This is a genomic window from Compostibacter hankyongensis, from assembly GCF_039541075.1.
Classification (GTDB): Bacteria; Bacteroidota; Bacteroidia; order Chitinophagales; family Chitinophagaceae; genus Compostibacter; species Compostibacter hankyongensis.
Window position 1 is genome coordinate 1 of record NZ_BAABFN010000019.1, and the last position, 25,601, is coordinate 25,601.

The window sequence follows — 25,601 nt, forward strand, 5'->3', positions numbered from 1 at the left end:
ACTGCACAACATTTTTTATTTCATAACTATATACATATTTGTTATTCCCATAAATAATCACCCGTTAATAGCACAACGCGTTAAGAACAAATATAACACCTGCTGAAAAACTCTCCATCTGATGCAGGGCTTCCGTTACCAGGCCACCGTAAGGGTGCCGGTCACATCTTTCGCTTCATAACTTTTTCCATAGCTGCTTTCGCCCGGGATAAACTCCTTTTTCCCCGTTTTCCAGGGGTATCCTGCATTCAGATAGACCCGCAGCTTGTCCTTTGTAATATCGGCAGGCGGATAGATGACTACCGTGGCATGATCAAGGCCTGTTACCTGGAATCTCCTGCTGATGCCGATCTCTCCCGAATGCAGCTCTTTACAGGAGAGCATGCCTGCGGGTTGTTGTACGAATATCCGGCATTCGCGGTGCCATGCCGTAGGCAGGTAATAAACAGACCGCCCTTCCTTCAGCTCGGTTTGGAATCCGGTCAGCAGCGGCGCGCCCTGGGGAAATTTAAATGACTGCCGGACTGTGGTATTGGGCACGTAACCCGAAAAGAAAAATCCGTTATCGTTCCGGGAAACCGTCATAATAGGGCTCTTCACCTGCGGATCCTTTTTTGCGATCCCGTAGTCGATGCCGAATTCGCCGAGTACGTACCGCAGATATACAGCGCCCGGGAACCATTTTTTCGGGTTGTCCGGCAGGAGTAGTTTGCCCCCCAGGAAGCTGGCGGAGTTAGTGCCTCTGACATAGACGACCCTGCCTCCGTTCCAGGAAGGATCCTTTCTTGTCCAGACCGCATGACGGATCTTTCCGTTTTGCTCCATCTTTGCAACCAGCTTCGTATAAGGGTCTGCGGTATCCTTTATGAGGGTGCTTATACCTCCCCCGCAAAAAAGGGAACGATGAAGTATGCTGTCCGGATATTTTGATTCCAGCTCATCTTCGTTCAGTGTAGTGGACAGCCTGAAGCGGCCTTCCAGGGGATCGACGTTTTTCAGGTTGAGAAGCTCCCGGAAAGCCGGTCCGGTACGATCTGCCGGTCCGTAGACGATAAGCCGGCCGCCGTTTTTTACATAGCGGATAAGGTCCTGCTCGAGCGCACTGCCGGCATCCGGCGCCACCGATACCAGGATCGATTCCCTGAAATACCGGGGTTGCCGTTCCGATACCCTCTGAAAAGCCGTGGTGGAAACAACCGTGTTCAGCGGGAAGCCGTTGTTGATCGCTTGCCGGATAAACCAATCCCCGTAATAGACTTCCGGAAGCCTTTCCGGCGAATGGTAAGCCCACCGGTGATATTCGTCAAACGGATAAACCCAGACCAGCGGACCGGGCGCTGTCGGCTCGTCGTACCGCGCTTTGAGGATATGCGGGATCACTTCATCGGGAACCTGCGTGGGCATTTCTCCGTAAGAGTTATCGATGGAAAGGAAGTTCAGGTGTGTGGGCACGCCTATTTTGCCTGCGCTGTCGATACGGGATACCGACATCGGCAGGTAGATATCGTGAGGTTCCCGGCCGTATCGGTCCAGCCAGGGGCTGTTCAGCCACCAGGGATCATGAGTGTAATAGCGGAAAAGAAACCGGTTGTCCGGCAGCTGCGCTATCCGGGACATATAACCGACCATTTCCAGCCCGAAGTCGCCGTCGAGCGCTGCCCAAGGTGAATTGGGCGGAGGCAGGATGTCATATCCCCCTTCGTAAATGCCTTTCAGATCGACACCGTCCCTCGCCAGGTCGATCCCGGTAGACAGGTTGGTACCCCGCGTCTGGATGGGAAAGCCGGGACACTCCCGGCGGAACAGGTTCCAGAACTGCATGATCCTGGCCCGCGTCGGACCGAGCTTCTCCGGCAGAAAGCCTTTCCCCGTAAACACGGCTCCCGTGGATGACCAGCCTTCCACGCCAAATCCGAACCCGTTGCTCAGCCATAGATAATCGTATCCGAGGTCTTGCAGGAAATGCCGGCTTTGCCGCCCGAAGAAGGTGCCGAACGGTGTGTTGTCGGGGATGCCCCGGGGGAATCCGGCATAGCGTACCGTATCTGCATGTAAGACGGAGTAGCAGCTGACAAAGGTGCTCTTACCCATAGCGCTCCCGCCCAGTATCTCACGATGCCGTTCATACTTGAAAGGGGATTTGGCAAATTCAGGCCCCGGGTCGAAAGTGGCGCCTACCCTAATGGGCTTACCGGTGATGGCCCGCCCGGTTTCTTTCAGGACGGAGATGATGTATTTAAGATCACCATAGGTGAATTCGGGCGGATGCTCCATGTAGTAGTAAGCCCTTTCGTGCAGGGAAAGCGTTTTCGGGCCCGAGCCCACGGGCCGGCCTGTGTTGGGATTACCGATATATCTTGCCCATTCGAGATGCTGACTGAGGTTGCCGGAATAGTCCAGTATCTCGGAGCCGTCGGCGGTCCAGAGCATGATGGATACGGTATCGGTATGACGGAGCAGGGAAAACCACTGTGTGAACATCTCTTCCGCGGTCTTTCTGATATAAGCCTTATCATTTTTCTTGAAGGGCTTGAGCGAGACCTCCAGGGTGATATTGTGAAAAGGATCTCCTTTCAGGAAAGCGGTGTTGGCGCTTCCGGGCCGTTGTGCGGTTGCCGGAAAATATCCCAGCAAACAGACAAGGGCGGTATAAAAGACGAGGCGGTTATGCTGCATGTTATTTGTCTTTATCTTTCAAAACTAAGCAATCATGTTTGCCCTTTCTGTGCTTATTATTCGGCAATGCCCTGCAATTCAATTTCACTCATGAACATATAATCGGTTCGGGCCCAGGTTTCCAGGATTTTTATTCTGATATATCTCACTGCCGGCGTGTTTTCCGGGAAAACGGTTGCTTCGCCGTCCCTGGCATGTTCGATGTCTTCCGGTGTCGTCTGACCCTGCGGAAGGCCGGAAGGCTTCACAGATTCGCCGTCTGCAAGCTTGGTCCAGCCGGTCCAGCTGCCGTCGGGAGCCGGATCATTGCTGCCCCATATTTCCCATTTTCTGGGATTCCCGTTGGCATAAAGGAGGGTGGGCTCGTCCAGCGTTCCCCGCTGCCATGTCAGCATGCCGGTGATGCTGGCGGTCATGCCCATGTCGAAGGAAAACCAGTGCGGTATGCCGGAACCATCCACTGTACGATACCATTGTATAACGTTATTTACTTTGCCGGCGAGCACGCCGTTCCACAGGTTGGACACTTTGGTGCCGCTGAGGGGCTGGGCATCGGTCGGAAGCGTGAATTCCCTGAAGGTGGCGGGGTCCAGCTTTTCGGGAACGGCCTGTTGTACGGTTATGGTGTTATACGCGGTGAAAAAGGTATCGATGGACAGGACTTCCGGCATATACAGCGTTCGGTATTGCAGGGTGTCGCCGCCGGGATAGCCTTCCCATCTGCTGATGCTGTCTGAGGGTGGGATAAAGCGGGTATGGGTTGCCCCTGCCTGATCGGTGTACCGGACTTCCGTACCGAGGGATGTTTCCGGGGATGCGGCCCAGAGCAGTTTTGTTTTCCCGTTTACCTTCAGGGCGCTGAGCAGCCGCCGGTCTGTCAGGCCGTCGGTATAAGACGCTCCGTATACCCGTCCGTCTGCCGATGTTTTTACCGATACATTGTCTTTATCGTCGTAGGTATATACCTCGAAGACATAATTGCCTTCTTCCAGATCTTTTATGACGATGCTGAGGGTATCCTGCGCGTGTGTCCGTTCAACGGGGAGATCAACCGAATCCCTGCCGTTATTCCAGAATATCCGGCAGCTAACCACATTCGGATCGGCACGCAGGATCCAGGATAATCTGACCCGGTTCTGTCCGGGATAAACGATGATGGAATCCGCCTTCCCCGGATAGTTGATTTCTCCCTTATCCCGGAGGGGGCGGTAGCTTTCGTCCATCTTGCTGCAGGACCAAAGCAGGCAGCAGAGGAAGGTCGGGAGGACAAAGCAGCGGATATAATGGTATGCCATGATAATAATGATTTAGCGTAGCGGTATGGGTTACTGTTGCGGCTGTCCGTAAAAGGTGAGCTCGGACATCCACATATAGTCCGAATTTCCCCAGGTCTGCAGCATCTTGATTCGTATATACCTCACCGGTGGTGCATCCAGCGGAAAGCTGAACTCCTGACCGGCCCGGGCTTTGGCAATATCGTCATTGGTGTTCTGCCCTATTCCGGATCCGGAGGGCTTTACAGATTCACAGTCGGCGAGCTTCGTCCAGCCTTCCCAGCTGCCGTCGGGCGCCGGCTGGTTGCTTCCCCAGACCTCCCACAGCTTCGGATCCCCGGCCGAATACAGCAGGGTATTTTCATCAAAGGCGCCACGCTGAATCATCACGTAGCGGCTCAGCTTGGCGGTAGTGCCGAGGTCCATGGTGAACCAGTGCGGTATGCCGGACCCTGTCGCCGTCCGGAAAAACTGGGGATAGGCGGTTACATCATCCCAGAGGTTGCTCATCTGCACGGTGGCGGAAGCCGCTACGGCGTCTGTTGTCAATACAAGGGACTTAAACTTCTTTTTGTCCAGCTTCTGTTCAAACAGGGGCGTCAGCTCGCCAGTCAGGGTGTCGGAACGGTTGTCCCAGCGGTCGCGGATGCACAGGCCGAACCATCTTTTCTCGGCAGCGAAGCCCCGTACGGAAAACTGTCCGGATCTCAGGCTGGTATAAAAGATATCGGCGGTGGTGGTCTCTCCCACGGAGTCTTTGGTCAGCACGCTGATCACAATATTGCCCGAATCCTCGTTTTCAAAATGTACCGTCACGCCTCCGAAATCCGCCTGCATCGTTAAGGATTTAAATGCCTCCAGTACCGGAGGGCTAAGCGGTTTTACCTTTACAATGACCGGCTCCGATCTGATATCTCCGCGGCTGACGCTGTATAGCCTGACCTCGTGTTCCAGGGTATCGCCAAAGCCTTCCAGGGTCAGCGTATTGTTATAAAAGGTCTGTATCTTTTCCAGCGTTTTACCGGGCCGGATTTCATATTCGGCCTTCACATAAAAAAGATGGGGATCCTGCGGAAGGGTATAGGTGAGCTTTGCTCCGCCGTGTCGGGGACTAACATGCACTCCTGAGACGGGCTCAGGCGCAGGGCCTCCCTCCTTAAAAGGTCCCAGCTTTTCTTCTTTGCATCCGGACAGCAGGGTCGGCAGCAGGATCGGTATCAGAAATGATAGATATTTCATATCGGCAGTTTATAATGATCGTATAGACGAAAGGATATTTTTCTTACGGCATTGCCGGTTACCAGTCGGGGTTTTGCAGCAGGTTGTTATTGGTGACCGTCTCGCTTTCTTTTATGGGCCACAAATAGTCCCGTTTTTTGAAGATCGGGTTGAACAGCACCCTGACCTGGTAATAGTTTTCCTCGTCTTTTCCGGTATAGTTCCATCCGCGTACCGGCTGGCTCAGGGTTTGCTGGGCTTCTTTCCATCTTCTCAGATCCCAGAAGCGTTGGCCTTCAAAGGCCATTTCGATCAGACGCTCCTGGTGGATGATCTTTCGCAGACCCGTCTGAGTTTGATAAGCATCCGGCCGTTTGGAATACAGTGACCATGATTCCGCTACGGACTTCAGGCCGGCCCGTTGGCGCACCAGATCGATCCATTTAAAGGTTTCCGCCCCCGGTCCGTTTACTTCATTGAGGGCTTCTGCATAGAGCAGATAGAGGTCTCCCAGCCGTATGACCGGCCAGGGATATGCTTCCACGGTTACCTCCTGGGCGTTGGAGACATCCAGGTAATTCACCAGCTTCTTGGGCCAATAGCCTGTAATGGAAAAGCTCCAGGCGTGGTTGTTGGCGGTTTGGCCGAATTTGGCCGCCACGTATACGTTATCGGTATCGCTGTATCTGCCTTGTCCGTACCATCTTCCTCCGTCGAATCCCAGATCCGCATAAAACCGCGGCTCCCGGTCGAAGTTGAGCACGGCGGTGGTATATCCTTCCTTGATATAAAGCTCCTCGCTGTGAACGGCCTTTCTGAGACCGTACCGGTTGTCGTAATCCCAGGTCTTGTCTTCCGAAATGGGAACGCCGTTGCTGGAATAAAAGAGCTCTGCCATTTTAAGCGGAGGAGAGAAAGTAGAGCGTACCGTTTGCTGGATATCGCTGCTGTACAGCCATGCCAGGGACTCTCTTTGTACGGTAGAGGCCATATTATCGGTGCTGGCCCAGATGATCTCGGGGTTCCATTTTTCACAGAACGCATTGCGGATGCTCATCTCGGTTTTTGTCGTCTCCGATATATTGGCCGGTACAAACGCCGCCGGCTGGTAATAGTACAGGGCCTTGCCTGCGGCCTGACAGGCATCAATGGCGGCTTTGCAGGCGTCTGCCGCTCTCTGCCATTTGGCAGGGTCTGCTGTGGCGCTGAACAGCGGCAGGCCTCTTTTATCCACCATGTTGCTATAGTCCGTATTCCCGTTGAACAGGGGGCTGGCCGCCATCATAAGGAGTCTCGCTTTGATGGCCAGCGCTGCAGGCCGGGTGGCCCGGCCCTGTTCCGAGACCTCGTTGGTGATGGCGTCCGGGAGATCAGCCGCCGCCTCGTCCAGCAGGGCTGCGATGTAATTGACGCAGGAATCTACCGGCTCGCGGTATACCTTTACCGCTTCGGGTCCGCTGGATATGGGCAGGTTCTTATCGATGATGGGGATGGGGCCGTACATCCTCAGCAGGAAGAAGTGGTAATAGGCCTTCAGGAATTTAGCTTCTGCGGCCCACCGTTTTTTCTCAAAGTCGTTCATGTCGGGAACCGCCCCGATATTGTCGAGAAAGGTATTGCAGGTCCGTATGGCCAAAAAGAGATCCGTTCCGCCCTGGCCGCCTCCCCAGAAGTTGCAGTAGGGGTTTACGACATTCTGAAATCCCATGCCGATCTGCCAGTTCAGCTTGGGAGTGTTTACGTCAAAGGGATTGCTCCAGATCTCATCTCCCCCCAGAAAGGCCGGATAATTATAAGGGTCGGCAAAATGAGGCTGGTAATGATAGCAGGTGAACAAGTATTGTTCTGCCGTGCTGCGCATCCTGAAAGCGTATTCCACGGTGGCCACATTGTCCGGCACGATATCCAGATAATGACAGGAGCATAAAAGGCCCCATAAGGTGAAGAAGCAGTATTTTATGTTTTTCATGTCATTGTTTTTAGAAGGAAACCTGAACACCGATGTTGGTTACCCGTTGTACGGGGTAGCCCAGGCCGTTGCCGCCCATTTCCACATCCCAAAGCTTGAAATGGCTGAAGGTGAGTAAATTGATACCGCTCAGATAAAACCGGGTTTTCTCGAGGTGTATTTTTTGGGTGAGGCGCTGAGGCAGGGTATAGCCCAGCTCGACGGTCTTCAGCCGCAGAAAAGCCCCGTTCCGCATGAACCAGGTGCTGGTCTGGGTATTGTTGGCGATCGTCCGGGTACTCAGCCGGGGCCAGAGCGCATACAGATTGCGGTGATCCTCGGACCAATGATCGTCCGCATAGGCTTTCAGCAGCTGGTTTTGAAGCAAAGTACCCGGCAGCTCATCGCTGCTGTACCGGTAAGCCACGAAAGGCGCTGTCGCTTCGGGATCGATCCAGAAGGATTCCCTCGCCAGTCCCTGGAAGAAACAGGAGAGGTCGAAGGACTTATATCCCACAGATATGCCGAAGCCGTAGACAATTTCGGGTGTGGAGGGATAGCCGATCGCCATCCGGTCCAGCGAAGTGATCTGGCCATCGCCGTTCAGGTCGCGGTATTTGATGTCCCCCGCTCCGTATTCCCCGAAACCCTGTAAAGGAGAATTGGCAACTTCGTCATCGTCGGCAAAGAGACGTTCTGCAATATATCCCCACTGCTGGGTGAGGGGCCAGCCTTTGTGCGAAAGATATTTTTCCGCATAGTCCGGCTCTTCATATACCTCGAACTTGCTGGTGGCATAGGTGAAATTGGCCCGGGCCTGGAGCCAGAAATATTTGCCGAAATATTTGTTGTAGTCGGCAGAGACGTCTATCCCTTTGCCGGCCGCTTCCCCGATATTGGCTTTTATGTCGGAGGTGCCGGATACGCCGAGGGTCATCGGGATATAAGCGCGGGTCATCAGGATATTCCGGCGATGCTCCTGGTAGAGGTCTACCTGAACATTGACCTGGTCAAAAATGCCGACTTCCAGACCCAGGTTGGTTTTGGTAGCTGTTTCCCAGGTAATGTCGCTGTTGCCGTAACGGTTCACGAAGATGCCGTTCCGGGCATAGCGGTTGTCGGTACCAAATACAGATCCCCTGGCAGCATCGTTCATGTTCACGTCGGAAAGGTAAAAGAAGCGATCCTGCGGATCCCCGACCGCATCATTCCCGACCAGACCGTAGGTAGCCCTTATTTTGAGATTGGATATCACTTTTTTGTAGGGTTCCCAGAAGCTTTCATTGGAGACATACCAGGCTGCGCCCACGGAAGGGAAGAACCCGAAACGCTTGTCTTCATAAAAGCGTTCTGAGCCGTTGTATCCGAAATCAAATTCTCCGAAATACCGGTTGTTATAGGAGTACGAAAAACGGCCGGATACGCCGATGTTGCGGTGCGGAAGCGAGGCCTGAAGACTGGAGACGTTGGCTTCCACCTGGTTGTTCAGCAGGAATACCAGCATTCCGCTGATGTCGTGCTTATCGGAGAATGTCCGGGTGTAGTTGGCTGATGCCTGGATATAGGTGGTTGCGTTCACCTGTTTGGGATCCTCGTTATAGTCCAGGTATTCGGTTCCTTCGTTTTCATTGAGTAAGCTGATCGTATAGGTGTCGGTAAGCTTGTCGTATCCTCCCGTCTGGTACCAGAAGGGCTTATAGGAACGGGCTACGCCGAAGTAAGCCTGCCGCGTGGTATTAAAGATGCCGTTCAGGGATAATCCTTTGGTGACGAAGGAGAGGTCCTGCTTTAGCTCAAACTGCGCCAGCACCAGCGTTTTGGTATAATCCTTATATCCTTTCACCATTTCTGCATAAGGATTGAGATAGTTGCCGTCGGCAGCATTGCCGAACATGATATGCTGAACATAGCGATGTTGTTCATCTGCCGGGAAATAGGCCGGGAACAACACGGGATTGGCTCTCATCACTTTTCTGTACATATCTGTTCCGCCGCTGATCGGTCCGGTGTAATCGTCGAAAGTGCCGTAAAGCCGGATCCCTGCTTCGGTAGTTTTGGTAAGATTGATATTGACGTTGGACCGCAGCTCATAGGTTTTCAGATTGATGTTGCTGTTGAAATTGTTACGGTCATCCACCTTCAGCACGCCGTTATCCTGATTGAGCGTGGCGGCCAGGTAATAGCGGGCTACCTTTCCGCCGCCGGATACATTGAAGTTGACCCGCTGGTTCATGGTGTAATCCTTGAAGAGCGCCTTTCGCCAATCTGTGGCCGGATAGGCATAGGGGTTTGTGCCGGCAAGGGTATTGTCGATCTTGCTTTGGGGATAGAGCAGGACGCCCAGCGGATCCCGGGTGAGCACGGCTTCATTGGCCAGGTTCATATAGGTCACCGGATCGGCGAACTCCACGTTCCTGGTGGGCGCAGATACGGAATTTTCTATCCTGACAGAAACCCGGGCTTTGCCTTCCACCCCTTCTTTGGTGGTGATGAGGATCACGCCGTTTGCTCCCCGTGCGCCGTAGAGCGCCGTGGCTGTGGCATCTTTCATGATGGAAAAGCTGGCGATGTCGTCCACTTGCAGGCGGGCCAGATCTGTCGAAGAGAGCTCGATCCCATCGATGAGGATCAGCGGATCCTTCTTATATCCGAAGGTGGTCACCCCGCGGATAAAGAAGTCCGCATTGTCCGCGCCCGGTTCGCCGCTGCGCTGATAGGCGATCACGCCGGCCAGTCTTCCGGCCAGGGCTGTGGTAAGGTTGCTTGCCGGAATCTTCAGCTCTTTCGGGCTGATGGAGGTCATGGCGCCTACGACCTCCTGCTTTTTCTGTGTGCCGAAAGCCACGACCACCACATCGTTCAGCTGGTTGGAAGATGGCATCAGGGTGATATTGATGATCTCCCGCCCGCTTACGGAAACCTCCTGCCGGTCAAAGCCCACCATGCTGAAAAGGATGACCGCGTTATCGGGAACGTCAAGGATATATTTCCCGTTCAGGTCGGTAGAGGTCGCGACGGAAGGGTCGTTTTTTACGGATACCGTCACACCCGGCAGGGGAGCGCCTGAACTGTCGGTTACAGTGCCCCGGATTTCTTTGTTTGGCAACCTGTGGTATGCCGCCTCCGGCAATCCGGCGTGGTTCCCGGCGGGTAGCGATGCGGCGGGGCTGATCCCCGCAAGACAGCAGATAAGGCACAGCGACATCGCAGGGATCAACAGTCCCCGGATTGCCCGATTCCTTATCGAAGCAGAAGAGGATGTCTTGTTTTTTTTCTTCATACTTGAACGGTTTGTTAGCGGATAAGACCTGCTTGTGAACGGATGGGTAATCCATAAGCGTAACCGCCTGCAACCCGGAGGACAGGCTTTCAGCGAAGTCAATGCACGATGACCGCTTCAATATTCAGATAGCCGGCTATCTTAGCAATGGTATCGGCATGATGTCCGGTGCCCAATGCAAAATGATGCGTGGGGCCTTCTTTGATCCAGCTCTGAAGAAAGGTCCTTACATCCGGCTTGAAGAAGCCCCGGGTATTGGTATTGCCCGTAGGCGGGATAGGGCCTTTCACCGATTCGCCTTCCGCGATGATAAACTTGAACTTTCCCTCGAAGGTGGAGCTGATGCTGAGCATGGTGATCGGACCTTCCTTGATCTTGAACTCCACGCTCGCGCCGAATCCCGGTTTTCCGTGGTATTTCTTCAGGCTCCGCAGCACGGGCCGCCCTTCTGCTATGGCGATATTGTGCGGTCCGTCATGTCCGACGAGGACAAAGCCTTCCCTGAAATCCACGGGATGGAATTCGGCAAAGCTGCCGCCGATGCCCAGGCGATCCATGATAAACAGGGCAATGCAGGTCTTCAGATCGGACTCGCCGCACATCGGAAAACCTTTACTCGTCAGCAGGGAATTTCCGACGATCAGGTTGGTCATGATGAGACGGATATCGCTGTTTTCGTCTCCTTCATAATAATAGGCCAGCCCGTCGAGTTTTTTTTCCTGTACGAATTTTTCCAGGGCAACCGTGGTGCGCGCGGCGACAGCCAGGTCCCGGTCCTGCAGCTTTTCAGAGATCGGGTCCGAAACGGGATCCGGGGTATCAAAGAAGGAAAGAATACGCCGGCTGGCCTCTTCCTGTTCCTCCGGACTTACCTTCCGGTACTGGGCCAGGATTTCGTGTGCTTCGCATTGCACGATATGGGTCCCGAAATGGGCGGTGAGCATTGTAGCGTCGGTATGCATATCGAGCATGGCGTCAATCGGATGCCCGATATGGCCGATGCGCCCCCGTTTCAGACCCCCCAGCACGGCAGCGATCCGGCAATATGCTTCGAGCTCCTTTTCTGCGGCTTCATCGTTTTCCAGCGTGCCGATGACCATATGGGGCACCTGCTTTCCCATCCGCACGGCCACGCCGGCAAATTCCGGGAGGGCGCAGATATCGTCGTTGTAGAGTTGCAGGTGTGTGGAGGCCTTTTCATAGTCCAGCGCCATATCCGGCTGCAATGCTACCAGGACCACCGGTATGTCGAGGCTCCTGATGATGATCCCGAAAGTATCTGAGGTGGCATAGGTAAGCATGTCGCAAAACACAAGGTCCAGGTCGGCGGCTTTCAGGCGGGGAACGAGATCATAGGCGGCTGTGACATGGTCTATCAGCCCGAAATCCAGGAAATCTGCCGGCAGGCTGCTCAGCTTTTTCAGCAACCTGGCCTGCTTTTCCAGCAACTGCTCCTTGAGTCCGTCGAACTGTTTCCAGTATTTATGGTATCCCACTCCGAATATACCGATCCTCGCCCCGCGCCGGGGGCTGTGAATACTGTTAAAGGGTACCTGTATGTCATCCATGACAAGGGGAGTTTTCATCTTCTTACCGTTTTTTATTTTAAACTTTACGCACTATGTTTTGATAAATAAAAAAAAATTAAACAGCCGGAACCGTAGCCCGCTGCCGTGTATTCCGGATAAAAAATGCCAGCAGCAGGAAGCCCAGGGGATACATACATCCGCAGCCTATCCAGAGCGGCCGGTATCCGCTGTTTTGGATGATCACGCCCATCAGCGGATTGATCAGCAGGCTGGAAACGGCGCCCGCGGTGCCGGATAGCCCGACGACCGTGGAAGTGGCATTGCTCCCGAAGGTGTCGGTGATGGCGGTAATGTAATTGGTGATCCAGCAGCCGTGGGCAAACAGGATCACGGCCATGAGGATGACCGCCGCTTCCACCGTGGAAACAACGGCGATGAACGGGGCCGCCATGGTGAGCGCCGCCGCGGCTCCCATGATGGTTTTCCGTGCCCGTCCCGTGGTCATACCGCTGCGGATCAGCCTGTCGGAAAGCCAGCCTCCGAATATATTGGAGATCCCCAGCGCCAGGAAAGGTATCCAGAAGAGCTTTCCTACCGCTTCAAAAGAGGCCCCCCGCTGGGAGGACAGGTATTTGGGCGCCCAGAACATGATAAAGTACAGCACCGGATCCAGCAGAAAGCGGATCAGTATAAATATCCAGACACGGCGGTTCTGCAGCAGCGTTCCCAGGGAGGGAAGCGGGGATGAGGCCGACGATTGCCGGACAGCGCTTCCCTGCCGGCGGCGCAGGAGCAGCAACCAGCCGCCCACCCAGATTAATCCGACCAATCCCGGCAACACAAAGCCTGCCTGCCAGCCCATGGCGGCGGTCATCCAGATGGTAAGGGGAGGGGCGATAACGGCTCCGATAGCAGAGCCGCCGATGGCGATCCCATTGGCCAGGGCGCGCCGCCTTTCATCGAACCATTCGGCTACGACCTTTGCCGCGCCGGGGAAACATCCTCCTTCCCCGGCTCCCAGGAGAAAACGGAAAGCAATCAGCTGGTAAACCGTCGTGACAGTGCCGTGCAGGATGTTCGCCAGCGACCATATCCCTACCGATATAGCCAGCCCCAGCGTGCTGCCCATTTTATCGATGAGCCGCCCGCTGACGGAAAACATGATCGCATAGCTGACCAGGAAGGCGGTATTGACAAATCCGTATTGTATGTCCGTGATGGTGAATTCCTGCTGCATCTTCAGGATGGCCACGGACAGCACCTGTCTGTCCAGGAAGCTCAGTCCGGTCGTGATGAAGAGCATGGCAAGAATGACCTTTCGCAGCAGGGATGGATTCATTATGCTTAACGCACTAAGTTGATTGCTGCAAAGAAAGTCAATTCTTTTAACAAAACAAAATTTTAGGGCGGTACTTTTTATTTTATATAGACATCGCTTATTTTTTGCCAAATCAGATCTGCCATGGCCTTCATACCTGCATCCGAAGGATGTATCGCAACGCCGTGGTTTTTAAATTTTCCAATGGCCATAGCAGAAGAATCAGAGGATAGCTGGTCTATCCTTACGAAAAAACAATTCTCTTTATGCGCTTCCCTTTCTATTATATCGCTTATCTTCTGTTGCTGCTCCCAGCTCCAAAAGGAAGACGTGCAGATAATTTTAACATCCGTATTCCCCGAGATAAAGAAATGCAGCAATTTGCCATAATAAGGGCCAAACGGCTTTTCCCCGAGCTTTTTTGAGGGGACATTTTCTCCTATATGCAGAATGATCAGATCCGGCTTTATCATTGCCAGGCTGTCCAAAGCCGAAAAATCATAATTCCAGTATGATCTTTCAAAATCAACAATGGTTTTGATATGAAAGTGCACCGAAGGATTTACTTCCTTAAATCTTCTTATTAGATCATGCACATAGTCCTTTTCCTTTTCACTGGCCGCCATGCCCCAATCTCCGAACCATCCCAATCCCGGACTCGGCGCATGTCTCGTTATGCTATTCCCCAAGATCAGGACATTGCGAACATCCCGGATGTTATTGGTTTGGCCGTTTGCCTTAAGGGAGAAAGAGAGTGACTTTTTGACGCCGGACAGCAGACTGTCTCCTGCTATCTTTGATGGTGTCAGCCATCCGCCTTCTCCGTTCTCATTCCACGCATACATCACCGCAATCTTTTCCCTGGGCGTCCGCTGTGTATTTTCGCTTATCCACTTTCTGGCAGCATGGACCGCATGATAAACCGATGACATGGAATAACCCGAAAAACGGGGTACTTTCACCGTGTCGGCTCTCCAGGGTCTCGGGTCCCAATTCAAAGTAATACATGGCATGTAGGGCAAATGAGATTTGGTTTTAATTCCATTCCATACCCGGACTTCTGCAGTGCTCATGCTGTCAATAGGCGTCACTTCCCGGTCTTTTGCCAGTCCGTCGCTATGATAATTGTACCCGGTTAAAACGTCAAATCCACAAGCTTCTGCCTGATGGAGGTTTGCTGCATTATTGTAAACGCAAGCGGCAATGGAAACCCCTTTCAGCCCTGCTTTGATTGAGGCCTCTTTTAGTTGAGCAAATGCTTTTTTGACGGCCTCGGTTGAGCCGAATTTGTCAACGAGTGACGAAACCTCGAAAAATATCAGCAGCGGCTTTCCGTCCACTTTTAAATATTGTTTGTCTTTAAAGAGCTTCAACCATATTTGAGAAACATCTCCCCAATTGTCAGGTTGGATATAATATGGATTATGGTTAGCAACCATCAGACAGAATTGGAGCCGGTCTTTATTGGGGGATGAGCGATACAGGCTGAGGGCATGGTTCAACGGATAGTTATCGGTGCCGTCTTTGAAATACCAGTCAAATGCAAAAAAGCCGAGACCGGCCTCAGCTGCTTTGCTGATCTGAGCGTCCACGATCGGCTGGGTGCTTGTCGCCCAGCCCCATATGGGTTCCCGGACCGGATACTGGCTTTTTAGCTTGTCTGTTATATGGAATGTGGTCCCGGTCCAGCCATCGAAATAATAGGCGCCCAAAACGATATCGCTGCTGCCTGCTTTCTGTCCGGTCATATCCTGTCCGTATATGCTGAGGCAGGTGAACATGAGCAGGATGTTCAGGATGGAACAGACTTTTGTTTTTCTGTTGGTTTTCATAATATATTTTTTGTGTCCCACTTTCCACAAGCCGTTTTCTTAGTCATTTAATGCTTCTCCGGTCGGGAATTTGGTTATAAAATCGACATTGGAGAATGAGAAGGTAGATGTCCCGCCCATTTCTTTATCATGATAGGGCGAATATATTTTAGCGGATATGGATTTTGCCTGGGTGTCGATTTCGAGCAACCTCAGATATCCGCCGCCCATGCCATATTTCTTTCCCTGGAAATCCTGCAAGATTTCATAGACGTTATTGCCCTTGTCTCCTTTCTCTACATGCCAGGCGCTGCCATCTACATGCCCACTCAGCACCATCAGGATGTTAGGGTATTTTTTTACAAGGAAATCGTTGATCTCCTGGGGACTCAGGTTTCCATAGCCGGCGTTTCGTTGTCCGATGCTCCCGTCAGGATTCAAAAAGTAGTGCGTGACGATAATGACATTAAAACTGGGATGGCTGGCAACCACTTCATCGGCCCAGTTGATCGGGTCCCGTCTGGAGGTGAACTCCAATGTCAGTACAAGCCAGTCCAATCCGCCTGCCCTGAAAGTATAATAGGCATTGTCACTTTTATTTTCTTCAAACCGGCCTCTTTGTTTTTTAAATCGATAAATGGGGAAATAAGAATTGAACTTATCCGTATTTCTCAAGTTGGCATTTACATTCCCGGGCGCAGCGCTGCCGGAGTGCAAGCCTATGGCATGGGTGTCGTGATTTCCGACGGTTATGGCATAAGGTACGCCGGCCTCATCCAGGATATCAAAAGCTTCGCTGGCATATTCCCATTGGCTGTGATTATTAAAGTCAACCACATCGCCCACATGCAGGGCAATAGGAATATGCAGGCTGTCTTTATGCTCTTTTATCCAGTTTACCTGGCTAAAAAGCATTTCGGGATCCTTGCTTATCTCGGTTTGCGTATCCGGAAATACAGGGATGGTGAACTTCTGTCCGAAGGAATAGGTGAACGGGCAGGCCAGCATACCCGTTACTATGGCCTTTTTTAGGTTGCAGGAGAGGTTACTCGATTTCATGATTTATTTTTATGACTTTGAGATTTGCGTTACGAAATATTTAAAATTAAGTCGCATCGGGCAATTGGGTATAGAAAAATAAATAATTACCATCCCGGATTCTGCTCAAAAGACGGCATCTTATTTATTTCATCCAGCGGAATGGGTAAAATCAGGTACTTGTCTTCCCATGTTTTCCGCCTGTCTACGACGATGCGTTCATTGCTGAAGGTGCCGTCGGCATTTTTGGTCCAGGACATTCCGGTGGTAACTTTTTCCGATTTGTCCAGGATCTTCCACCTCCGCTCGTCATAAAAGCGTATTTCTTCATAAGGCATTTCAACGCGGCGTTCCCGGCGAATACGTTCTCTCATATCATCCTTGCTTAAACCGGCAGGCAGGTCAGGCATTCCGACCCGCCGCCGGATCGCGTTAATAGCGCTGTAGACATTTTGGTCCGGACCCACTGCTTCATTTTCTGCTTCTGCATAGCTCAGATAAACTTCGGCAAGTCTGATGAACCGGAAGGACTCATTTCCGGAATTATTGGACTGATCCTCCGGAGCTTTGTATTTTCTAAGATAATATCCGGTATGCGTTCTTTGCCTGGTGTTGGAAATGCCTACATTTCCTCCTTTATAAGCCCCGATGTAGTAATCGGCCCCGTTAACCTTCCCGTAATAGGCATTGTTATACCATACGGTCGCATAAAAGCGGGGATCTCTGTGTACATACGGGTTGGCATCATCATAGCCTGAGGCAGGATTGATGATAGGATGCATATGATCTGCGTCGGAATATCCGGTTATGGCCATTTCACCATTATCCATATCATAAGTATCTACCAATTCCTGCGTGGGGCAGGACCCGGCCTTGTCGGCATTTAATACGGAAGCCATTCGGAGTACAAGCATATTAAGGGGGTATTGTGCTCCAAAGGCCCGGCTTACCAGAATTGTCTCTTTGTCTTTGGGATTAGCGCCATCATCGGGAGAGTTCTCAAAAAATTCTCCATAGTTATTATACAGTTGATAGCCGTTAGCCAGCAGGTCCTCCAACGCGGTTTTGGCAGTTACGGCGGCTTTTTGCCAAAGGGCTGCATCATTTGTTTTGTTCCAAAGCGGGCTGGCGGCATAAAGGGTAACCTGGGTTTTAAGAGCCTCGGCCACGGCTTTTGTCATTCTGCCGGCATCGGCAGTGGAAACTCTCCTCCAGGTGAAATTGGCTTCGGCGAGTGCTGCGTTACAATCCTCCACGATAAAGTCAACACATTCCTGAAAGGTATTTCTCTTTAAGGTGCTGAAATCGTATTCCGGGCTGAGCGGCTCCTTGATAATGGGCATGCCTCCGTACTTCCTGATCAACCGTGAATAGAAGAATGCCCGTAATACTCTTGCTTCAGCCTTCATGCTTGCCCTGTTCGACTCGTTCTTTACAGCGGCTTTATCGATATTGGCCAGGAAGGTGTTTACCTTGCGGATGCCTTCCCAGTTTCTTTCGTATCGATTTCCATTGTTTGTTGGGTAGTTGCCGGTATAAAGCGGGTTTTTAGAAGGGGTCAGCGATCCGCTGTACCACTCGGTTGCGGCAAACCCGGCCTGGGTAGGGGCATCGCTACTCTGCGCATCATCCGTAAAGGCGGCCAGAAACTCATAATAATGATAATAAATTCCGCCAAAAGGAAGGTAATTATAGACAGTGTTCAGATAGGATTCTGTGTTTTGAGCATCGGTGAATACGTCATTCAAACTAACCCTGCCATCGGGGGTTATGTCCAGGTATTTGTCGTTTTTACAGCTGGCGAGCCATAATGCTGCAGCTATCGTCAGTATAATAGATTTTCTGATACGGTTCATGATATAGACAATTAAGAATTAGAAGTTGATGTTAATCCCCGAATTAAAGATCCGCTGAATCGGATACGTATCCTGGCTGGCCAGTTCCGGATCGTAAGAATTAAATTTCATCTTATCCCAGGTGAAGAGGTTTAGCCCGTTGAGATAAATTCTGATATGGCTGGTGCCTAACTTTCTGGAAAGACGTTCCGGCAGGGTGTAGCCGATTTCAAGGCTCTTCAACCGGACATAACTGGTATTTTCAGCAAAGAAGGTATTTCCGAATTCGCTGAAGGACTGGGTTTGACTTAACGCCGGGAAAGTGACTTTTTCTCCGTTTGCCGCACGTTCTGCCGTCCAGGCATTTTTATGGTAGTCCCGGAAGTCATACCATTCCCAGGCGAAGCTGTTTGTTCCGCTGCCTACGTCGAAATGTCCCTGGAACAAAGCGGACAAGTCAAATCCCTTGTAGTTGACAGAGAGTGCGGCGCCCCAGGTGTGCCTTGGAACTGTACTGTGCCTGATCGGTGCGATATCCTTCTCATCAATGACTTTGTCTCCATTTAGATCTTTGATGATGAGATCGCCGGGGCGCGGAGTTTTGCCGATTTCAAAATCCAGGCCTGAGTTATCTATTTGCTCCTGGCTTTGGTAATATCCGTCATTTGTAATGTATCCCCAGATCTGTCCGATTTCATATCCGGTCATACGATAGCGATAGGCATAATCATCCGGTTTGGGCGCTTCGTCTACAAATAATATTTTGTTTCTGGCATAGTTGTAATTGAGGTTGGCGAGAACGGTAAAATCATGACTGATGATCTTCTCGTATTTCAGGTTGATTTCATAGCCGTGATTTTCAATTCTCCCCAGGTTAATAGGTGGCAGGGAACTACTCGGTTGTCCGATCAAAGTGGGTATGGTCCCCCGGTTGATCAATACATTATTCCGTCTTTCTGTAAACAGATCAACCGTCAGATTCAGTTGATCAAAGAGCCCCAGCTCAAGGCCTATATTACCCTTCTTTGCAATTTCCCATTTAAGATCCGGGTTTCCCAGGTAATCCTCATTTACTACATGTCCTTCTCCGAGATTGCTGGTAAATCCACCGGTGCCCACGCTTATATCATCCAGGTACAAAAACCGCTGATCGCCCAGCTGATCATTACCCACAATACCGTAGGAACCTCTTAGTTTTAAAAAGCTAATGGCTTTATTTCCCTTGAGAAAGCTTTCGTTGGAGGCTACCCAGCCAGCTGAAATAGCAGGGAATAGACCATACCGGTTACCCTTTCTGAACTGTTCCGAACCGTTGTATCCGGCATCAAATTCTATGTTGTAACGCTCATCATATCCATAGGTTAACCTTGTGGCCAGGCCGCGTAGATGAAAAGGCAATCTTTCACCATTTCTTATCCAGCTTTCCTGATTGGCCATTAACATGCCTGTGACCGCATGTTTTCCAAAGTCCCGGGCATAATTCAGAAAGAATTGCAATTGTGTATGGGATTGGAACGTAGCACTTGTGCTCGTGGAAAGCGGCGTATTGATAAAATTGGTCATCGTTTGTAGATACATGACGCTGTCGCCTCCGTTCGCGGCGGGTGTGTTGGGATCAATAAACTGTACCCATCTCTCGTAATCCCTTCTGGCGGAAAGGCTATAGACTGTTCTGGTATCAAATGATCCTACAAACCGGGCGGTCAATCCTTTGGTGAGACTGCTAAAGTCCTTTTCCAATCCCCAGGTTGCCGTAACATTATCCCCGGTATTTTTTTGGTATCCGGTTCTGTTGATCATCGCCCAGGGACTTTGTCCATAATTTCCGTCTCCGATCAGTACCTCTCCATCGGGTGTCGTTGGGCCCGGTTGTACGGAAGGCCATTTCTGGAACAGCGTATTCAGCAAGGCATAAGTGCCGCCGTTTCCGTAGTTGTCCTTACCCGGTTTGTTTTGATCATCCAGATACCCGGCCACATTTAAAAAGGTAGTAAGGGTTTTCTTTTTATCCAGGGTAGCATCAATATTAGCCCGGAAGCTGTATCTTCTCAGGAAGGCCCGGGCATCGTAGTCCAGGTCCGGATCCGTTTTCCATAATCCGCCCTGGTACAGGTAGCCTACGTTTACAAAATAACGGGCAAACCCTCCCCCGCCGGACATATTCAGGTTCACGCGTTCCATAGGAACATACTTATGAGTAAGCTCCTGAAGCCAGTTATGGTCCGGGTAGGCCTGGGGATTATCCTGCGATTTAAAATGCTGTAGCGCATCGGCAGAGTAGGGGGGCTGGTTGGTGGGGTCATTGGGGGCCGCACCCGGATTGTCATTACGCCATGCTTCATTTTTCAACTGGGCCCAGGTATAGGCATCCACGTCGTCAGGGGTTTTTGTAAAACTCTGGATGCCAAACTCCTGCGTTAAGCTGATTTCCGGCTTTCCGGCTTCCCCTCTTCTCGTAGTAACCAGTACGACCCCATTGGCGCCCTTAACCCCGAAAAGTGCCGTTGCCGAAGCGTCTTTTAATATGGTGACATTCTTTACTTCATTGGGGTCGAGATAGCTGATGTCGCGCTCAATTCCGTCTACCAGGACCAAAGGTGCCTGTCCGTTCAGCGTTCCCCTGCCCCGTAAGTATAATTGCGTTTGATCCACGCCGGGTTCCCCGCCGTTTTGAATGACTGTCAACCCCGGGAGCCGGCCAGCCAGGGATACTTTTAGGTTGGCCGAGGGACTTTGCTTCAATTCCGCGGTGCCGATCGATGCAATGGCTCCTGTAACGGTAGCCTTTTTCTGTTCGCCGAAAGCAACGATCTCCACCTGGTTCAGGCTGCCCGCATTCGCTTCCAGCGTGACGTCTATACGGGTTTCAGTGCCGACGATGATATGCTTCGTCTGATAACCGATATAGGTGAATTGTAAAGAGTCCGAGGAGGACGCTTCCAGGCTGAAATGCCCGTTGTCATCGGTAATGGTCCCCACATTTTTACCTAAGACCTGAACCGTTACCCCGGATAACGGGTTACCCAGTTCATCTTTTACCGCCCCGGTAATGGGGACTGCCGCGACCAGATTCATCGTGGATGATTCCTGAGGAGCGGAATGAGATGGAACAATGTTTTTGGAAGCCTGTACGTCGTTGCTGGCATAAGACGCCTGCGCGTGCAGGCTTAACGCTAAAACGTTGCATACCAGTGAGAGGGTTAAAGCATGAACCCAGATTTTGTGCTTGTGTATAATTTTTCTCATGTCAAACATAAAGGTGTTTTTTATGGTAAGAAAAACGGTCAATCAGGCGGCAAAGTTATCGCGGTAGTATTACGGCAATTTTATGCTATAATTAACATTTTATGAGCTTTTCCGGGCGTTGTCCCTGTGCCGGCGAAGCATGCCGGTGGCTCGGTGATCATCAATCATTAATAGCCGGCGCTATTGATTATATCCTTACGCACTATGTTTGTTTCAATTTGAGATAACTTTTCCGGTGAGGAGGAAGCGTTTGCTCCTCAAAGTATGGTTGATGATAGTGGTATAGTGGGTGATCCGGCGTTTGTGGACGGACAGCATCGTGGTCATATGAAATACGGCCGCTTCCGGAGTATCTTATGATATGCCAGCGGGTAAAGGGTTTGCTGTGTCCGGGAAGCGCCTTCCTTCGCCCATTTCCGGGCATCAGGTTCACCCCGGAGCTGACGAGGGCATGGCAAGAATGATCTTGCGTAGCGAGGATGGTCTCATAATAGTTAACGCTCTAAGTTAATCATGACAAAGAAAACAGTTTTTTTTAACAAAACAAATTTTATTTTTAAGAGCGACGGAATGGTTTTTCAGGACGATGGATGCTTTTAAAGGAGGGTGTTTCGGGGAAAACAATCCGGTTTTCCTATAGAGTATTTAACTTTATGCGTTTGCATTCAAACCCTATCCGTATAAGATGAAAAAACAGCAACCGAAATTCCTGGCGATATCGGAAGATATCATTGCGAAGATCGCGTCCGGGGAGCTACAGCCGGGCGATAAGGTACCTTCCGAAAATGAGATTATTCATAGCTACCGCGTAAGCAATACCACGGCCCGTAAGAGCCTGTTGGAGATCGAGCTGAAAGGTTGGGGCAGAAGGATAAAGGGGAAGGGGACCTTTGTGGTGAATCGTACCCGGGACCATCAGCTGCTGCGCGTGCTGGGATCTATCGGCAGTACCCGCCGCGGTTTTAATGAGAGCCTGGAGGCGGAAGGATTTACCCCGCGGAACATTATCCTGGAAAAGACCGTCCTGCAGGACGGCATTTCTTCGGAGATCAACGGACAGCATTTTATCATCCAGGGGTCTGTGCTGAAGATCCATCAGTTGCGCTATGCGGATGACGTACTCATGAAAGACGAGGTAAAGTACATCTCGCTGGAGCTTTGTCCCAAGATACACATGACGTCCACGGAAAAGTCCTACTTCAAGCTTTATGAGGATGAATATTATCTGAAGATAACCGATGTCAAGCAGACCCTCAGCGCGGATATCCTTCAGCCCGGCGCGCCGGACAATAATTTCGATACCCGGGAGCCGATACCCATTTTTATCCTGGATTCATCCATCGTTACCAAAGGAGGAAAGGTGGTAGAGATCGAACGTTCCTACTACCGGGGAGATAAGTACAAGTTTGCCATTATTGCTCATCCCGAGCTGTAATGCCGTGTTATAATAAGGTGGGCATTTTCCGGGAATAATGTAAATTGAGCAGGAGTAATCGATTAAAAAGCATCGAAGCATGGAGAAGGTTCATACGACAAATTATTTCAATACCCTTATTGCGGTGGCGGAAGACTGTCCCGCTTCCCGGGGGGAAATGCCTCCCGAACGGGGAGCTGCCAGATCAGTCGCCACGATCCAGTTCGAGCTGATCTATGATCATCCTTACCGGTTCACTTCCGACGATGTGGTCTTCGAGGTACATGCGGTCCGTAACGGGCTTTCCGGCGATAGTCTGAAAACAGAGCGCGGGATTTTTTTTGCGAAGGGACAGCCCTGTCTCCGTTGCTCTCCGCTCGCCAAGCGATACGGCTGGGGTATTCATAGCGACGAGCAGGGACGGGTAGCTTTGTATGGTATGGAGACGCCCGAATACCGGGCTTTCCTGCGGGATAAGAAGCTGCAGGTCGTAAAGGCGATGCGTTCAAAGAAAGCGGGCCGATAGCCGGGCTCCCTTTAACAGCTGATATAAAAAAGGTCCCGCCTTAAACGGGACCTTTTTGTTTATTGTGGCAAGAAATAATCATGCACTGCAGGCTTCGCAGCTGCCATCTGTGGGGCATGCGGCGCCTTCCACGAAGACCGGCTCTATCTCGGCCTCGGCGGCTGCGGCGACGGGCACGGTTTCCGGTATGGCTTTCGGGATAACGGGATCGAAATTCTTACCGCCCTGCTTTTCCACGGTAAACTGCACGGCCTGGGTGGCCGCCTGTGTCCGCAGGTAGTACATCCCGGTCTTTAATCCTTTTTTCCAGGCATAGAAGTGCATGGAGGTAAGCTTGGCCGCATTGGGCTGATCCACGAACACATTCAGGGATTGGGACTGGCAGATAAACGCGCCGCGGTCGGCTGCCATATCGATGAGGGTGCGCTGTTTGATCTCCCATACCGTTTTATAGATATCTTTCAGCGTGCCCGGTATTTCGGGTATATGCTGGATAGAGCCGTTGGCGGCAATGATGCGGTTTTTCATGTCGTTGTCCCACAGACCCAGCTGTACCAGATCGCGCAGCAGGTGTTTGTTGACGATGATGAATTCCCCGCTGAGCACCCGCCGGGTATAGATGTTGGAGGTATACGGCTCAAAACATTCGTTGTTGCCCAGTATCTGCGAAGTGGAGGCGGTAGGCATCGGCGCTACCAGCAGCGAATTGCGCAGGCCATGCTCCCGGATGCCCTCCTTGATGGATGCCCAGTCCCACCGGTCGGAAGGCTGTACTCCCCAGAGGTCGAACTGCAGGTTGCCTTTGGAGGCGGGAGAGCCGGCAAAGGTTTCATAGGGGCCTTCTTTCTTGGCGAGGTCCAGGGAAGCCGTCAGCGCGGCGAAATAGATGGTTTCAAAGATATCCTTGTTGAGCTGGCGGGCTTCGGCGCTGTCAAAGGCGTAGCGCATCAGGATAAAGGCATCCGCAAGCCCCTGCACGCCGAGGCCGATGGGGCGGTGGCGCATGTTGGACCGCTCTGCTTCTTCCACCGGGTAATAATTATGATCGATGATGCGGTTCAGGTTTACGGTAGCCTGGTAGGTTACCTCAAACAGCTTCTTGTGGTCGAAAGCGCCGTCCTGTACAAAACGCGGCAGGGCCAGCGATGCCAGGTTGCAGACGGCGATTTCATCGCGGTCGGTATATTCCACCACTTCGGTGCAGAGGTTGGAGCTTTTGATGGTGCCCAGCTGCTGCTGGTTGGATTTGCGGTTGCAGGCATCCTTGTAGAGCATATAGGGGGTGCCGGTTTCGATCTGCGCTTCCAGAACCGCAAACCAAAGCTCCTGCGCCTTTACGGTTTTACGGGCGCGTCCTTCCGATTCATAGCGGGTATAGAGCTTTTCGAATTCCTCGCCCCAGCATTCGTGCAGACCCGGCGCTTCGTTGGGGCAGAAGAGGCTCCAGTCTCCGTTTTCTTCCACCCGTTTCATAAACAGGTCCGGTATCCAGAGGGCGTAAAAAAGATCCCTGGCGCGCATTTCTTCTTTGCCGTGGTTTTTACGCAGGTCGAGAAATTCGAAGATATCGGCATGCCAGGGTTCGAGGTAGATGGCAAAAGCGCCCTTGCGTTTGCCGCCGCCCTGGTCCACATACCGTGCCGTATCGTTAAATACGCGCAGCATAGGAATGATGCCGTTGCTGGTGCCGTTGGTGCCGCCGATATAAGAGCCGGTAGCGCGGATGTTATGGATGCTCAGGCCGATCCCCCCGGCGCTCTGGGATATCTTGGCGCATTGCTTCAACGTATCATAGATGCCTTCGATGCTGTCTTCCTGCATGGTCAGCAGGAAGCAGGAGGACATCTGCGGCTTCGGCGTGCCGGCGTTGAAGAGGGTGGGGGTGGCGTGGGTAAACCAGCGCTCGCTCATCAGCTCGTAAGTCTTGATGGCGGAGTCGATATCTTCTTTGTGAATGCCGATGGCCACGCGCATAAAAAGATGCTGCGGGCGTTCCGCGATCTTCCCGTCTACCTTCAGCAGGTAGGAGCGTTCCAGCGTTTTGAAGCCGAAATAGTCGAAGTCGAAATCGCGGTCGTAGATGATGGTAGAATCCAGCAGGTCCTTGTTTTTCTTAATGATCTCCCATACATCGTCGGCGATCAGGGGGGCCGGTTTCTCCGAATTGGGATCCACATAGTCGTGGAGCAGCTTCATGGTCCGGGAGAACGATTTGACCGTATTCTTATGCAGGTTGCTGACCGCAATGCGGGAAGCCAGCAAAGCGTAGTCCGGATGCTTGACGGTTAGCGAGGCGGCGGTTTCTGCGGCCAGGTTGTCCAGCTCGGTAGTGGTGACGCCGTCATACAGCCCGTTGATCACTTTTTTGGCTACATCCACCGGGTCAACATACTGGGAGGACAGGCTGTAGCAGAGCTTTTCAATGCGCGCCGTAATTTTATCAAACTTGACCGATTCCTTGCGGCCGTCTCTTTTTATGACATACATG

The 25,601-nt window shown here is 51.8% G+C and carries 14 protein-coding genes; 2 read left to right on the forward strand and 12 right to left on the reverse strand.

The window, feature by feature from the left end:
• Positions 1-135: 135 nt before the first annotated feature.
• The 11 genes from ABD851_RS14460 to ABD851_RS14510 all read right to left on the reverse strand — a co-directional run bounded on the left by ABD851_RS14460 (position 136) and on the right by ABD851_RS14510 (position 21,002).
• The gene (locus tag ABD851_RS14460; RefSeq protein WP_344980515.1) at positions 136-2,676 is read right to left on the reverse strand and encodes a hypothetical protein; all 2,541 of its coding nucleotides are present in this window, start codon (positions 2,674-2,676) and stop codon (positions 136-138) included.
• A 56-nt stretch (positions 2,677-2,732) separates the two neighbouring features.
• Entirely contained in the window at positions 2,733-3,971 is a 1,239-nt protein-coding gene (locus ABD851_RS14465; RefSeq protein ID WP_344980517.1) for a DUF4998 domain-containing protein, read from the reverse strand.
• A gap of 30 nt (positions 3,972-4,001) precedes the next feature.
• The gene (locus ABD851_RS14470; RefSeq protein ID WP_344980519.1) at positions 4,002-5,189 is read right to left on the reverse strand and encodes a DUF5000 domain-containing lipoprotein; all 1,188 of its coding nucleotides are present in this window, start codon (positions 5,187-5,189) and stop codon (positions 4,002-4,004) included.
• A 58-nt stretch (positions 5,190-5,247) separates the two neighbouring features.
• Positions 5,248-7,137 (reverse strand): RagB/SusD family nutrient uptake outer membrane protein, encoded by a 1,890-nt coding sequence (locus tag ABD851_RS14475; protein ID WP_344980521.1) that lies wholly within the window; start codon positions 7,135-7,137, stop codon positions 5,248-5,250.
• A 10-nt stretch (positions 7,138-7,147) separates the two neighbouring features.
• Complete coding sequence (locus ABD851_RS14480; RefSeq protein WP_344980523.1) at positions 7,148-10,396, reverse strand: SusC/RagA family TonB-linked outer membrane protein; 3,249 nt, start codon at positions 10,394-10,396, stop codon at positions 7,148-7,150.
• Positions 10,397-10,494: 98 nt separating this feature from the next.
• The gene (locus ABD851_RS14485) at positions 10,495-11,982 is read right to left on the reverse strand and encodes an L-fucose/L-arabinose isomerase family protein (RefSeq protein ID WP_344980525.1); all 1,488 of its coding nucleotides are present in this window, start codon (positions 11,980-11,982) and stop codon (positions 10,495-10,497) included.
• A 58-nt stretch (positions 11,983-12,040) separates the two neighbouring features.
• Entirely contained in the window at positions 12,041-13,264 is a 1,224-nt protein-coding gene (locus tag ABD851_RS14490; protein WP_344980527.1) for an MFS transporter, read from the reverse strand.
• A gap of 77 nt (positions 13,265-13,341) precedes the next feature.
• Positions 13,342-15,075, reverse strand: a complete 1,734-nt coding sequence (locus ABD851_RS14495; protein WP_344980530.1) for a glycoside hydrolase family 99-like domain-containing protein — start codon at positions 15,073-15,075, stop codon at positions 13,342-13,344.
• Positions 15,076-15,114: 39 nt separating this feature from the next.
• Positions 15,115-16,113: a metallophosphoesterase gene (locus ABD851_RS14500; RefSeq protein WP_344980532.1), complete on the reverse strand. Its 999-nt coding sequence runs from the start codon at positions 16,111-16,113 to the stop codon at positions 15,115-15,117.
• Positions 16,114-16,199: 86 nt separating this feature from the next.
• A complete protein-coding gene (locus tag ABD851_RS14505) occupies positions 16,200-17,948 on the reverse strand; it encodes a RagB/SusD family nutrient uptake outer membrane protein (RefSeq protein WP_344980534.1) in 1,749 nt (582 codons plus the stop codon).
• Positions 17,949-17,966: 18 nt separating this feature from the next.
• On the reverse strand, positions 17,967-21,002 hold the full coding sequence (locus ABD851_RS14510; RefSeq protein ID WP_344980536.1) for a SusC/RagA family TonB-linked outer membrane protein: 3,036 nt from the start codon (positions 21,000-21,002) through the stop codon (positions 17,967-17,969).
• Positions 21,003-21,858: 856 nt separating this feature from the next.
• Here ABD851_RS14510 and ABD851_RS14515 point away from each other — a divergent pair.
• Together ABD851_RS14515 and ABD851_RS14520 are read left to right on the forward strand one after the other, a co-directional pair.
• A complete protein-coding gene (locus ABD851_RS14515) occupies positions 21,859-22,608 on the forward strand; it encodes a GntR family transcriptional regulator (protein WP_344980539.1) in 750 nt (249 codons plus the stop codon).
• Between the two features lie 79 nt (positions 22,609-22,687).
• On the forward strand, positions 22,688-23,113 hold the full coding sequence (locus ABD851_RS14520; RefSeq protein ID WP_344980541.1) for a DUF6157 family protein: 426 nt from the start codon (positions 22,688-22,690) through the stop codon (positions 23,111-23,113).
• Positions 23,114-23,191: 78 nt separating this feature from the next.
• On the opposite strand, the gene ABD851_RS14525 is transcribed toward ABD851_RS14520, so the two are convergent.
• Positions 23,192-25,600, reverse strand: a complete 2,409-nt coding sequence (locus ABD851_RS14525) for a ribonucleoside-diphosphate reductase subunit alpha (protein ID WP_344980543.1) — start codon at positions 25,598-25,600, stop codon at positions 23,192-23,194.
• Position 25,601 lies beyond the last annotated feature (1 nt).